General features: G+C 68.3%; 11 protein-coding genes, 2 tRNA genes and 1 pseudogene. 4 read left to right on the top strand and 10 right to left on the bottom strand.

What is annotated here, in order from left to right:
- Positions 1-52 precede the first annotated feature (52 nt).
- From AB0J69_RS25510 to AB0J69_RS25495, 4 genes and pseudogenes are all read right to left on the bottom strand, one after another.
- Positions 53-463, bottom strand: a pseudogene (locus tag AB0J69_RS25510) (hypothetical protein); the annotation flags it as partial.
- A gap of 33 nt (positions 464-496) precedes the next feature.
- Positions 497-931 carry a cupin domain-containing protein gene (locus tag AB0J69_RS25505; protein ID WP_364121871.1) on the bottom strand — a complete coding sequence of 145 codons (435 nt, stop codon included), beginning with the start codon at positions 929-931 and terminating at the stop codon, positions 497-499.
- A 104-nt stretch (positions 932-1035) separates the two neighbouring features.
- A complete protein-coding gene (locus AB0J69_RS25500; protein WP_364121868.1) occupies positions 1036-2241 on the bottom strand; it encodes a cytochrome P450 in 1206 nt (401 codons plus the stop codon).
- 278 nt (positions 2242-2519) lie between these two features.
- Positions 2520-2687 (bottom strand): hypothetical protein, encoded by a 168-nt coding sequence (locus tag AB0J69_RS25495; RefSeq protein ID WP_364121865.1) that lies wholly within the window; start codon positions 2685-2687, stop codon positions 2520-2522.
- Positions 2688-3003: 316 nt separating this feature from the next.
- Between AB0J69_RS25495 and AB0J69_RS25490 the strand changes: the two genes are divergently transcribed.
- From AB0J69_RS25490 to AB0J69_RS25475, 4 genes are all read left to right on the top strand, one after another.
- A complete protein-coding gene (locus AB0J69_RS25490; protein WP_364121862.1) occupies positions 3004-3144 on the top strand; it encodes a peptide deformylase in 141 nt (46 codons plus the stop codon).
- A 119-nt stretch (positions 3145-3263) separates the two neighbouring features.
- Positions 3264-4721, top strand: coding sequence for an FAD-binding oxidoreductase (locus AB0J69_RS25485; RefSeq protein WP_364121859.1), 1458 nt, complete (start codon positions 3264-3266; stop codon positions 4719-4721).
- A 565-nt stretch (positions 4722-5286) separates the two neighbouring features.
- Positions 5287-5754, top strand: a complete 468-nt coding sequence (locus tag AB0J69_RS25480) for a DUF417 family protein (RefSeq protein ID WP_364121857.1) — start codon at positions 5287-5289, stop codon at positions 5752-5754.
- A 189-nt stretch (positions 5755-5943) separates the two neighbouring features.
- On the top strand, positions 5944-7161 hold the full coding sequence (locus AB0J69_RS25475; RefSeq protein WP_364121854.1) for a cation:proton antiporter: 1218 nt from the start codon (positions 5944-5946) through the stop codon (positions 7159-7161).
- A 605-nt stretch (positions 7162-7766) separates the two neighbouring features.
- On the opposite strand, the gene AB0J69_RS25470 is transcribed toward AB0J69_RS25475, so the two are convergent.
- From AB0J69_RS25470 to AB0J69_RS25445, 6 genes are all read right to left on the bottom strand, one after another.
- Complete coding sequence (locus tag AB0J69_RS25470; RefSeq protein WP_364122085.1) at positions 7767-7817, bottom strand: hypothetical protein; 51 nt, start codon at positions 7815-7817, stop codon at positions 7767-7769.
- A gap of 360 nt (positions 7818-8177) precedes the next feature.
- Positions 8178-8251 (bottom strand) — tRNA-Leu (locus AB0J69_RS25465).
- Positions 8252-8366: 115 nt separating this feature from the next.
- Positions 8367-8442: transfer RNA gene (locus tag AB0J69_RS25460), tRNA-Pro, on the bottom strand.
- Between the two features lie 231 nt (positions 8443-8673).
- Positions 8674-9747 carry a mechanosensitive ion channel domain-containing protein gene (locus tag AB0J69_RS25455; protein WP_364121851.1) on the bottom strand — a complete coding sequence of 358 codons (1074 nt, stop codon included), beginning with the start codon at positions 9745-9747 and terminating at the stop codon, positions 8674-8676.
- A gap of 18 nt (positions 9748-9765) precedes the next feature.
- Positions 9766-10761 (bottom strand): ribonucleotide-diphosphate reductase subunit beta, encoded by a 996-nt coding sequence (locus tag AB0J69_RS25450; protein ID WP_364121848.1) that lies wholly within the window; start codon positions 10759-10761, stop codon positions 9766-9768.
- A gap of 12 nt (positions 10762-10773) precedes the next feature.
- Positions 10774-12945, bottom strand: a complete 2172-nt coding sequence (locus AB0J69_RS25445) for a ribonucleoside-diphosphate reductase subunit alpha (protein WP_364121846.1) — start codon at positions 12943-12945, stop codon at positions 10774-10776.
- Positions 12946-13058 lie beyond the last annotated feature (113 nt).

Here is a 13058-nt window from a genome sequence, read left to right as displayed (position 1 = left end):
GGGGGTGCAAGCGGGCAGTCGACCTGTCGAGCGCCTTGCCCGAGGCGTCCTACACGGCCGCGAGACACGGCACGCCGCGGCCGGCCTCGAACTGGGGGAACAGCGCGTCGCCCTCGACCAGGTTGGAGGCGACGGCCTCGGCGTACAGGTGACGCTGGATGTGGTCCGGCGCCAGGATCATCGTGAGGTTGGCCTCCTCGACCGCCTCGGCCGGGGTGACCACGCGCAGGCCGTCGTTCTCCGCCTTCCCGCGGCTCTAGGAGCCCTCGGGCAGGCCGACGCGCACGTCCACACCGGAGTCACGAAGGGAGAGCGCATGGGCGTGGCCCTGGCTGCCGTACCCCAGCACGGCCACGTGGCGTCCCTGGATGATCGACAGGTCGGCCTGGTCGTCGTAGTAGATCTCGGTCACTTGCTCAAACCTTTCAGGCGGTACGGTCCAGCACTCCTGAGGGCCGGTCATCAATGGACGCGGCTGACGACAGCCGAGCCGGCCCTACTGGAAGTCACATCCAGGGTTGGGGGCATCGGTGGAAAGGGACGTGCCGTGGGGCATGATGTAGACGACATCGAGAACGACGGGCTTCTTGCCGAGGTTGCGACCGATGTGCACGTATTTCGAGCCGCCCGGCTCGGTGATGGTGCTGCCCTTCTTGTAGACACCATCCGACTTGCACGAGGAGTCGAAGTGGCTCAGCGTGCCGTTCTGAACGACTCCGAAGATGGTGTGCTGGTGGTAGTGCCAGCCAGTACTCTGCCCCGGGGGCAGAGTGATCCGCCGGACGATGTAGTCCATGCCGTTCAGAGTGCTTTGCGAGATCACCACGCCGGTGACTCCCGAGCCGCCCGGGGTCGCGGAGGCGGGGCTTGCGATGAGAGAACCACCGGCGATCACGCCTGCGGTCAACCCCCGAAGAAGCAACGTACGCACGTCTCTTACCTTTCCTTGATCTTTGGCGTCACTGTTCTGCCGTGAGGTTCTTGTGTGGCTGGTAGTCGGTCCCGCCGGGACCGTCCGGAGTGGTCTGTGAGGATTCAGCGCAGGCGTACGGGCAGCGCGGAGAGCCCGTTCATGATCATGGAGGCGTTCCGGGTCAGAGTGGCGGGATCGGCGTCGAGCCGCAGGCCGGGGAACCGGTCGAGGAGCGTGCCGATGGCGATGCGGGCCTCGACGCGGGCGAGCGGCGCGCCCACGCAGTAGTGCACACCGTGGCCGAAGGCCGTGTGGACGGCGCCCAGACGGGTGAGGTCGAGCTGGTCGGGCTCGGGGAAGTGGACCGGGTCGCGGTTGGCGGCCTGCACGGCGACGACGACGCTCTCTCCCGCTTTGATGGTCACGTCGCCCACCTCGATCGGCTCGGCTGCCACGTACGACAGCGTGGTTTGCGCCGGGGCGTCGTAGCGCAGCAGCTCCTCGATCGCGGGTTCGAGCAGGGCCGGGTCGTCGCGGAGCAGGGCCAGTTGGTCGGGGTTGCGCAGCAGTGCGTACACGGCGTTGCCGATGAGGTTGACCGTCGTCTCATGCCCGGCGATGACCAGCAGGAAGATCATCGAAGTGAGTTCGTCCTCGCTGAGGCGCTCCTCCCCGTCCCGGGCCGCGATCAGGTCGGAGAGCAGGTCGTCCTGCGGCGCGCTCCGCTTGCTCGCGACCAGGTCGCGGGCGAAGGCGAGCATGGTGCGGAGGGCGTCCTCGTACTCCGCGAAGGTGCAGGTCCCGGGCGCGATGATCCGAGCCGTCCACCGCCGGAAGTTCTCCCGGGACGCCTCGGGAACGCCGAGGAGCTCGCTGATGACGCCGATCGGCAGAGGATAGGCCAGCGCGGACATGAGGTCGACCGACTCAGCGCCGTCGAACGCCGACAGCAGCTCGTCGGTCATCTCCTGGATCCGCGGGCTGAGCCACTCGACCCTGCGCCGGGTGAACACCGTGGTCACCAGCTTGCGCAGCCGGGCGTGGTCGGCCCCGTTGAGGTTCAGCATGTGCGAGTAGAGCCCGCGGGCCAGCTCCTCGGGCAGCCTGTCCGCGTACGCGCCGCTCCGCCAGCCGCCCTTGACCAACCGCGGGTCGGACATCAGCGTGCGGGCCTTCTCGTGTCCGGTGATCAGCCACCCGCGCACCCCTGAAAGCGTGGCCACCCGGTGCGCGGGCCCCCTGCTCATCAGCTCTGCGTAGATCGCGTCACGCTCGCCGTCGAGGATGGCGGTGAACGGGCTGACGCTTACAGGCTGAACCGTGGACATTGACCCCCCATAACTGCTCCGGCTCCCGCAGGCATCAAGAGGGGAGCCGATCAAGCGTGTCCTTTTCGTAGACCCCAGTAGCTTGCCGGGAGGCGTTATACGCTGCGCATACGCCTCATGGACGGAGTCCGCGCGCTCTGGTGATCGCCGGCCCGTGGAGGTGCCATACCCGCCATTGCGCGGCAGGGGCGTCTCCCGTGAGCTTGTGTGACAGCGTCGACTCGCCGACACCTGCGGATCCACCGATGAAGAGGAGATCCCGGCGTTGGCGATCAGCTTCAGCCGTTCCAGCCGGAACCGCTCACGTTCGGCGGCCTCGCCCGAGACCCCGCCAGCGCCGTACCCGTCCAGAGACCGTAGACCGGCTCGCTGATCCGCACGAAGCTGCTGGTACTGGCGAGCAACACCATCAGGACGCCCTGCTGTTGCGGCGTGCCGTGATCCATCCGCGCGCCGGCGCAATCGAGGCCGGGCGGGCCGAGAACGATGAACCTGCAGGCGGGCGACCGCGACCGTCATATGACGTCCACGGTCGCGGCCGCCGCGCCGGGTGCGATGGCGATGCCCTTGCCAACGCCGGTGACGGCAGGACGAGCAGCACCACCGGTCGTACGGAGATCGCGGCTCTGGCCCGCATATGAGGATCGCGCTGCGACATCAACTTGTATGCAACTCCCGTGTGTTCGCTGGCTAGCGTTTTTTCCCGTTGAGGCTTCCCGGCATGGAGATTCCCTGTGACCATTCAGCCCCTCCACCCGCTACGTGCAGCACGAGACCGACCACCTGGATGGGGTGCTCTTCCTCGACCGGGTGGATGCCCAGAGGCGCGGGGTGGAGGCGATCCGCTCGGCGGGATGGCACGACGAGGCCACCCCGCCGCAGATCAAGGTCAGCCTGCACTGATCGGCCCCACCTGCTCTCGGCCAGGGAACGAGGGCGGGCCGCCGCGGCGGCGGGAACAGTCGCGAAAGCCATGAATTGCACGCTCAGCGCCTTGGCGCAACAAATTTGGAGCCAGTTCTATGTATATCGAAAGCTCCCGTCATGAGGTACGAGAGGAATCCAGCCAGAAACGCGGCGAATCAGGATGGGGGCAGCCGCCGGCCGGGCCCCCGCATTTCGAGCGGGGAGAACTGCCCGTCAATCTTCAGGGCCGGGCTCTGCTGCCGGAGGATGACGGCTATTCGGACGAGACCCGTACCTACAATCTGAGGAACGACGTCCGGCCGGGTGTGGTCATCGCCGCGGCGTCGGCACGGGATGTGCAGGCCGCGGTGCGCTTGGCAGCGGCCAAGGGCGCGCCGATCGCCGCCATGGCCACCGGGCACGCGATGCAGCCGGTGCCGATCGGGCCGGACGCGGTGCTGGTCAGCACCCGGGCCATGCGCGACATCACGGTCGACGCCGAGGCACGGACGGCCCGGATCGAGGCTGGAGTGCGCTGGGGCGAGGCCGTGGCCGAGATGACCAAGTTCGGGCTCGCGCCGTTGAACGGGGCCAGCCCCAGCGTGGGAGTCGTCGGCTTCGTGCTGGCCGGCGGGCACAGCCCCATGCTCGGCAGGGCCTACGGATACGCCGCCGACCACGTCAACAGCATCGAGGTGGTCACTGCCGACGGCAGGCTACGCACCGTCACCGCGGTCAGCGACGCTGAGTTGTTCTTCGGCCTGCGTGGCGGGAAGGGCAACTTCGGTATCGTCACCGCTGTCGAGATCGAACTCTTCCCGGTCACCACCCTGTACGGAGGCTCCATCTTCTTCCCGGCCAGGAGCGCCACTGCCGTGCTCGACGCCTACCGTGAATGGGTGCAGACCGTCCCGGACAGCATGTCGTCCTCCGCCGCGCTGGTGCGGATGCCGGACGCTCCGATCCTGCCGGAGCCGCTACGCGGCAGGCAGGTGGTCAGCATCCGTATCTCTTGCACAGAACCCTCGGAGAACGCCGCCGCATTGGTCGAGCCGCTGCGCACCGTCACGGCACCGCTCATGGACACGGTGCGGGAGATGCCGTACGCCGACTGCGCCTCCATCCACTCCGACCCGGTAGATCCGACCGCCGTCCTCGAGCGCGCCGGGCTCCTGCGCGAACTCACCCCGGAGACCGTCGACGCGCTGGTTGCGGTCGCCGAAGAAACGACGGCTCCTCCGGACCTGCTGGAGATCCGGCATCTGGGCGGAGCATTCGCCCGTCAGCCTGGCGTGCCGAACGCGATCTCGTACAGGGACGCCGCGTTCACGCTCTTCATCGCCAACATCGGAGGGGCGATCGACGCCGACGCGATCGACGCCGCCCAGACAATGGCAATCGAACGGCTACGGCCATGGTGCACCGGCTACACGCTTCTCAGTTTCATGTCCGACGCCGACACGACGGAGCGGGGCTACACGCCAGAGGTCTACCGCCGATTGGCCTCGCTGAAGCAGCGCGTTGATCCGTTCAATCTGTTCCGGCTCAACCACAACATCCGTCCCGAAGTCTGACCGAGCCTCTTGCGCGGAGTGCTTCCACCTCTGCCGGCGTTCGACTGTTCGGGGCTGGCCGAATACGCCTGGGCGAAGGCCGGGGTGAAGATCGGAGGCCACACCGCGACACAGTGGCGCGCGGGTATTCGTGTCCCGCGTACTGAAGATGCTCGCTGGACCCGTTCCCAGCATGTACGACCCCGCCGGCCAACTGCCGTCCCTGCCGTCCGGCGACCGACCCGCGCACACTTCGTCCGGGTTCGGTCCTCGGGCGGCTCGGCCGGTGCCTGAACAGACCATCACCAAGGCTTGACTTCGCCCTCGGTAGGCGACGAGGTGCCTGGGCACCATACTCAAGCAACTCCACTTTGCCCAACCGGGAGCCCACGCCGAGGTAAGCGCTTCGGTTGGGTCGCGGCGAATCCGAGCAGCGAGCCCTTAGGGCGGAAGCTGAGAGGCCTCGCGATCGCCCCGTCCGTCTCAAGGGTCCAAGGGGCAAGAGCGTGTGCTCACGCAGGAGACCAGCCAGACAAGTACCGGGCTCCCAAGTGGCCCACGGGACGCCGGCTGAAGGGATAACAGCATGAGGATGCAATTCATCTCCGCCAAGAACATTCACACCGTGGGACGTTCAGTGATCCGCTCAGCATTGGCACTCAACCTTGTCTGGATCGGGCGGCTCAAGTTCGAAGACTACGAGGTCGAAAACATCCGCCCGCTGGTCGCATCCAGTCCGCTGTTCTCGCTGCTCGTCGACAAGCTGGGCGAAAAGCAGCTGGCGAGACTCATCGGCGTGACCGAGATTGCGATGGGCTCGTTGATCGCGGTGCAGCCGCTCAACCCCAGGGCCTCGGTGCTCGGCAGCCTCGGAGCGGTCGGCATGTTCGCCGGCACCCTCAGCTTCCTGGCCACGACGCCGGGGGTCTGGCAGGAAAATCATGGGGCTCCGAAGCTCTCCATGGTGGGACAGTTCCTGGTCAAAGACAGCGTGCTTCTGGGGGCCTCCCTGGTAACACTCGCCGAGTCCTTGCAAGCCGCCCAGCGCCGATAGTGCCCGAGGCCTCCGGGCTCAGCCCCGCCGGGCGGCACGCTGGGCACGCGCCGTCCACGTGACGTTCCCATGCCCCACAGGAGTGGGCGCCGGATGAGGTCTGCCGAACACTGAGGCAGGCCACGATGCCATGAAGGGTGCGGCACCGGTCGGCGTGTGCGGCCCGCCGAGTGACCACCGGAGTATCTGATGTCGTACGACAACCTGCTGATCGTCCTGGCGGTGGCCGCCGGCGTCCCGTTCCTCCTCGCCATGGTGCCGCGCTTGCCCGTACCCGGTGCCGTCCTCGAGATCGTGGCAGGTGTCGTCCTCGGCCCGGCGGTGTTGAACGTGGTGACGGTGGACGCCGCCGTCCAATCATTGTCGATCATCGGCTTGGGCTTCCTCCTGTTCCTGGCCGGACTTGAGATCGACATCCGGCAACTGCGCGGGCCGCGGGCGCGACTGGTCGGCCTCGGCCTCGTCGGGACGCTCGCGCTGGCCGCCATCGTCGGCCTGTTGCTGCGCGTAGCGGGGCTGGCCGAGAGTCCACTGCTGGTCGGCACTGCTTTGGTGGCCACGTCACTCGGCTTGCTGGTGCCCATCTTGAAGGACGTCGGCGCGATCGACCGGCCGGTCGGCCAGCTGACCATCGGCGGCGCCTCGGCCGGTGAGATCAGCGCTGTGGTGCTGCTGTCGCTGTTCTTCTCCGAGCATTCGTCGGGCCCGGGCGCCAAGCTGCTGCTGCTCCTCAGCCTTGCCGGACTGGCGATGCTCATCGTGCTGGCGTCGATGCGGGCGGGGCGCTCGATGTGGCTGTCCCGGGCCGTGGAGATGCTGGCGGACACAAGTGCGCAGGTCCGGGTCCGCTTGACGATGCTCCTCGTGGTCGGACTGTCCGCGATGGCCTTGCATCTCGGGTTCGAGGCAATCCTCGGTGCCTTCATCGCGGGAGCCGTGCTCCGGTTGATCGACCCCGACGCGGAACAGACCCACCCGCAGTTTCATCTCAAACTCGAAGGTCTGGGCTACGGATTTCTCGTCCCGGTGTTCTTCGTGACAAGCGGTATCCAGTTCGATCTCGGCGCCCTGTTCTCCGACGCCGAGACGGTGTTGCGGGTGCCGATGTTCCTGGCCGCGCTGCTCCTGGTTCGCGGACTTCCCGCGCTGGCCTACCGCTCTGCCGGTCTGTCGCGCGCGGAGGTCATGGCCAGCGGGCTCCTGCAGGCCACATCGCTGCCGGTGATCGTGGCCGCGGCGACGATCGGCCTGAAGCTGGACGCCATCCGTCCGGAGAACGCCGCCGCGCTGGTGGCGGCGGGCCTCCTGTCGGTGGTCGTGTTCCCCTTGCTGGCGTTGCGCCTGCTGGGCCGTTCCACCGTCCAGACCGGGCGGCGCCCGATGAGCTCGCCCGGCGGAGGGCGTTGACGCTTTCCTCGACCTGCAGGCCGATCCCCGGAAAAACGCCGGCCAGACCGACGTGCGCGGCGGCGACATCCTGGACCGCTCGGCCGCGCTGGTACGCCCGGCGGCACACTCGTCACCACCGAACCGGCCCCGAAACGGCCGGGCGATCTTCGCCGTCGAACCAGGTCCGCGACCGTCTCGCGGACCTGGCCCGACGGTTTGGCTGAGCGGCGACGCGTCAACATCGACGAGCAGCACCGACCACTCACAGGGCCCTCATCGCGTTGTCGTCGGTGGGGGGAGAGCGTCGCGGTGGCAGCTCTCGCCCCGCTCCCGGTCGAGCTGATGAAGATCCGCAGGTCCCGGATCAACGCCGTGCGTTCTGTGTGCGAATGCCCACCCGCGACGCACTCAAGAAGGGCGAGGGGCACTGACCGTTCTCGCGGTGCTGCCCGCGTGGGCGGAGATCGGCTATTACAGGGTCCGGCCTACAGACCGCACCCGCTGGGCTTTAGGCCTGGGCGCACTGTTCGCCTGCGGGCGGCAGCTGGTGGCCCGCAGCAACGCCATCGACGCCGACACGATCGTGCCATCCACCGCCAACGGAAATGAGAGCCGCAGCCGGCTCATCCTCCCCATGCGCTGGCCAGCTCACGCATATGCCGGAACGACACCACAGCAGCGATCTCGGCCAACACCAGCACAGCCGCCGTGGTCGTCTACCGAATCCACCGATGGGACGACGTCACTTCCGCGATCTGCTCCCCGGTTCCCGCCGCCGGGGGCTCGGCAGATCGCTGCCGCGCTTCTGCAACGCCCACTTCCTCGGCTGGACCGTCTATCAAGGTCATCGCCCGCCTGCCGGAGCTGCTGACCTCGCCTGACGCCGCGGGGGTGGCCTCACAGCCTCGACCTTCGCCTGTCGGCTCCGGTACTTGTCTACATCGGCAGGACATCCTGATCAGGAGCCGTCTCGGCGTGTTCCTTCTTCCGGGCCCTTCGCAGAGGGCGCTCGCGAGAGTTCAGGGTCTTCTGTGTGCCGCTCCAGGGATTCGAACCCTGAACCTCCGCCTCCTGAAGACGGCGCCTCTGCCAGTTGGGCCAGAGCGGCTGGGCCCCGGGCTTGGCTGGCGTGGGCCGGCCCGGGGCGAGGGCGGGGTCCGGCCGGGGGGCGCCATTCCCACCGGCCAGGCCGTGGCCCGCGGCCCTTTCCTTTCAGGGCCGTGTCCGAGTGGCAGGATTCGAACCTGCGGTGCTCCTGCTCCCAAGGCAGGCGGGCTGACCAAACTGCCCCACACTCGGTTTCCTCGAATGAAACAAGCCGCCTCGAATTTCTTCGAGACGGCTTTTCCGGTAATCCGCGGTTGGATTATCCGGTAAACCGTCGCCGCAGCTCGGGCAGGGCCGGGAGCGGCCGGGGGAGGCTCAGGTAGCGCACTTCGCCGCCCTTCCTGTCGGTTGCGGGGTGTTGCTGAACAATGTCCACGGTAAACCGATGATCGGGCGCGTGCCACATATTTAATTCCGGCCGGCTCAGCGGTCCTTGGTCCAGCTCACGCCCACCCGGGTCTCCGGGGTCTCGACGCGGAAGCGGGGCAGGGCGTCCGGGTAGTTGTCGCGGACGTAGTTGACCAGGAACTCGCGTACGTCGCACTTGAGGTCCCACGAGGACGGCGAGTCCGCGGCGCTCATCAGGCCCCGCAGCTCCACCAGGCCGTTCGGCAGCACGTCGGTGACCTGCAGCGTCCAGTCCTTCTGGTCCCACAGCGGGTTGCCCTGGAGGAACTCGTACAGGGCGTCGCGCAGTTTCGGGACCGGCACCGCCCAGTCCACCCGCAGGTACACGACGGCGAGCACGCGGCTGCCGTGGCGGGTCCAGTTCTCGAACGGGGTCTGGGTGAAGTACGACACCGGCAGCACGAGCCGGCGCTCGTCCCACAGCCGCACCACCACGTACGTGAGCGTCAGCTCCTCGATCCGCCCCCACTCCTCCTCGACCACGACCACGTCGTCCAGCCGCAGCGCGTCGCTGAAGGCGAGTTGCAGCCCGGCCAGCACGTTGCCGATGGTCGGCTGGGCGGCGATGCCGACGACCGCGCCCGCGATGCCGGCCGAGGCGAGCAGCCCGGCCCCGAGCGCCCGCACCTGCGGGAAGGAGAAGAGCATCGCGCCGACCGCGATGACGACGATGACCGCGGCGGCGATGCGGCGGACGAGCGCGATCTGCGTCATGATCCGCCGCGCCCGACGGTTGCGCTCCCCCTCGACCAGCACCAGCCGGTCGAGGACGATGTCCGTGAACGCGTACGTGGCCTGCACGATCAGCCAGGTGACCGCGGCGATCGTGACGAGGCCGAGCACCCGCTCCACCGACCCCGCCACGGCCCGCTCGGACGGCGTGTCGCCGAACATCCCCGGCCCGAACACCACGTTGAACGCCACCACGGCGGCCACCGAGAACGCCGGCCACGTGCAGTGCTCCACCAGGTGCCGGGCGAGCGCGAATTTGCGCCCCATCCTGCTCAGCACTCGCCGGGCCACTTCCACCAGGAGGATCGAGCCGACCACGGCGATTACGAGGATCGGCCAGTCCGCTGGAGACTGCACGCTCATGCCCCCTATGTGTTAGAACGTCTCGTCAAAGCTCACATTGCCCTCAACCGCCACTTGGTAAGCAGAAACACGCCGTTCGAAGAAGTTGGCCAACTCCTGCACGTCCTGCAACTCCATGAACGCGAAGGGGTTCACCGAGCCGTACCGGCCGGGCAGGCCGAGCCGGGCCAGCCGCTGGTCGGCGACGTACTCCAGGTACTGGCGCATCTGGTCCACCCCCATGCCGGGCATGCCCTCCCCGCACAGGTCCGCGGCGAACGCCAGCTCCGCCGCGACGGCCTCCTCGATCATGAGGGTGACCTGCTTGCCCAGCTCGTCGTCGAACAGCGACGGCTCCTCGGCCCGCACCGTGTCCACCACGCTGAACGCGAACTCCATGTGCATGGACTCGTCGCGGAACACCCAGTTCGTCCCGGTGGCCAGGCCGCCGAGGAGACCGCGGGAGCGGAACCAGTAGACGTACGCGAACGCGCCGTAGAAGAACAGACCCTCGATGCAGGCGGCGAAGCAGATGAGGTTCAGCAGGAACTGGCGGCGCTCCGCGGCCGTCTCCAGCCGCCGTAGCCCTTCGATCGAGTCGATCCACCTGAAGCAGAACTCCGCCTTGTCGCGGATCGACGGGATGTGCTCGATCGCGGCGAACGCCTTCACCCGCTCGTCCGGGTCGGGCAGGTAGGTGTCGAGGAGCGTCAGGTAGAACTGCACGTGCACGGCCTCCTCGAAGAGCTGCCTGCTCAGGTACAGGCGCGCCTCGGGGGCGTTGACGTGCTGGTAGAGGTTGAGCACGAGGTTGTTGGCCACGATCGAGTCGCCGGTGGCGAAGAACGCGACCAGCCGGTTGATCAGGTGCCGCTCCTGCGGGGTCATCCTGGCCAGGTCGGCGAGGTCGTTGTGCAGGTCCACCTCCTCGACGGTCCACGTGTTGCGGATGGCCGCGCGGTAGCGCTCGTAGAAGTCGGGGTAGCGCATGGGCCGCAGGGTGAGGTCCATACCGGGGTCGAGCAGCACGAAAAGGTCTCCTTACTGGCAGGCTTCGCAGGTTTCGGGGTTCTCGAGGGAGCAGGCGATCGCCTCGGCGGAAGGGGCCGCGACCGTCGTCTGGGCGATGCGGGTGGCGGGGCGCGAGCGCAGGTAGTACGTCGTCTTCAGGCCCTGCTTCCAGGCGTAGGCGTACATCGACGAGAGCTTGCCGATGGTCGGGCTGGCCATGAAGAGGTTGAGCGACTGCGACTGGTCGATGTACGGCTGGCGCGCGGCGGCCAGGTCGATCAGCGCCTTCTGCGGCAGCTCCCACGCCGTGCGGTAGAGAACCTTGAGGTCGTCGGGCACGCCGGGCACGGTCTGCACCGAGCCGTCGGCGCGCTTGAGGTCGTCGCGCACCTGCTGGGTCCACAGCCCGCGCGCCTGCAGATCGGCTACCAGATACCGGTTGACCTGAAGGAACTCGCCCGACAGGGTCTCCCGCTTGAACACGTTGGACACCTGCGGCTCGATGCACTCGTAGCAGCCGGCGATGGAGGCGATCGTCGCGGTCGGGGCGATGGCGACCATGAGCGAGTTCCGCAGGCCGGTCTCCGCGATCTTCTCGCGGAGCGCGTTCCAGCGCGGCGAGCCGGCCACGCCGTAGTGGTCGGGGTGCAGCACTCCCCCGGCGGCCCGCGTGTCGGCGTACGACGGGTGCCTCCCGCGCTCGGCCGCCAGGTCGGCCGAGGTGTCGTACGCGGCCAGCGCGATCTCCTCGGCGATCCTGGTGGACAGCTCCAGCGCCCGCGGCGAGTCGAACGGCAGCCGCAGCGTGAAGAACACGTCGGCCAGCCCCATCACGCCCAGCCCGATGGGCCGCCACCGCTTGTTGGCCGCCTCGGCCTCGGATGTCGGGTAGAAGCCCAGGTCGATGGTGCGGTCGAGGAAGCGTACGGCGGTGCGCACGGTGCGGCGCAGCCGCTCCCAGTCCATGTCCTTCCCGGCGCCGTCCCCGGTCAGGTGGGCGGCCAGGTTGACCGAGCCGAGATTGCAGACGGCCGTCTCGGCGTCGCTGGTGACCTCGAGGATCTCGGTGCAGAGGTTCGACAGGTGGATGACGTTCTCGGGGCGGGCGGTCTGGTTGGAGGTGCGGTTGGCGGCGTCCTTGAACGTCATCCAGCCGTTGCCGGTCTGGGCGAGGGTGCGCATCATCCGGCCGTACAGGGTCCTGGCGGGGATCTGCCGGACGTACCGCCCGGCCTCCTCGTACGCGCGGTACGCGGCCGTGAACGCCTCCCCGTACAGGTCCGTGAGGTCGGACACCTCCTTCGGGTCGAACAGCGACCACGTCCCGTCCGCCTCGACCCGGCGCATGAACTCGTCGGGGACCCAGTTGGCCAGGTTCAGGTTGTGGGTGCGGCGGGCGTCCTCGCCGGTGTTGTCGCGCAGCTCCAGGAACTCCTCGATGTCGGCGTGCCAGGTCTCCAGGTAGACGCAGGCCGCCCCCTTGCGCCGGCCGCCCTGGTTGACCGCCGCCACCGAGGAGTCCAGCGTGCGCAGCCAGGGCACGATGCCGTTGGAGTGGCCGTTCGTGCCCCTGATCAGGGAGCCGCGCGAGCGCACCCGGGTCCAGGAGATGCCGATGCCCCCGGCGTACTTGGACAGCCGGGCCACCTGCCCGTACCTGTCGTAGATGCCCTCCAGCTCGTCGCGCGGCGAGTCGAGCAGGAAGCAGGACGACAGCTGCGGACGGCGCGAGCCGGAGTTGAACAGGGTGGGCGAGCTGGGCAGGTACGACAGCGTGGACATGAGCGCGTACAGCTCCGCCGCCTCGGCCACCGACTCCGACAACCCGCAGGCCACGCGCAGGAAGAAGTGCTGCGGCCGCTCCAGCACCCCCCGCGTCTCGGGGTGGCGCAGCAGGTAGCGGTCGTACACCGTGCGCAGCCCGAAATACTCGAACCGGTCGTCCGCCTCGGCGGAGACCAGCGCGTCCAGCTCGGCGGCGTGCGCGGCGACGAACTCCGCCAGGCCGTCCTGCACGAGCCCGGCCGCGTGGGTGGCGGCGATGGACTCCGAGAACGTCCGTACCCCGTGCGCGGCCGCCTCGTCGGCGATCTCCTCGGCCAGCAGCCGGGCGGCGACCCGCGAGTTGGCCGGGTCGGTGATCACCCGGGCGGCGGCCTCCTCGATGGCCAGGCGGCGGTCAACCTCAACGATCTGAGTCACGTGCTCTCTCTCCTCGCGAGCTCATCCCCGTGAGGGCACGCGAGAGCACGGCGAACCGGATCACCGGCCGCGTCGCGCTCCGGCCCGCCCTCGAGGCCCTGAACACTTCATGC

The organism is Nonomuraea sp. NPDC049709 (assembly GCF_040674815.1).
Classification (GTDB): Bacteria; Actinomycetota; Actinomycetes; order Streptosporangiales; family Streptosporangiaceae; genus Nonomuraea.
This window is presented reverse-complemented; position numbering and strand designations above follow the sequence as displayed.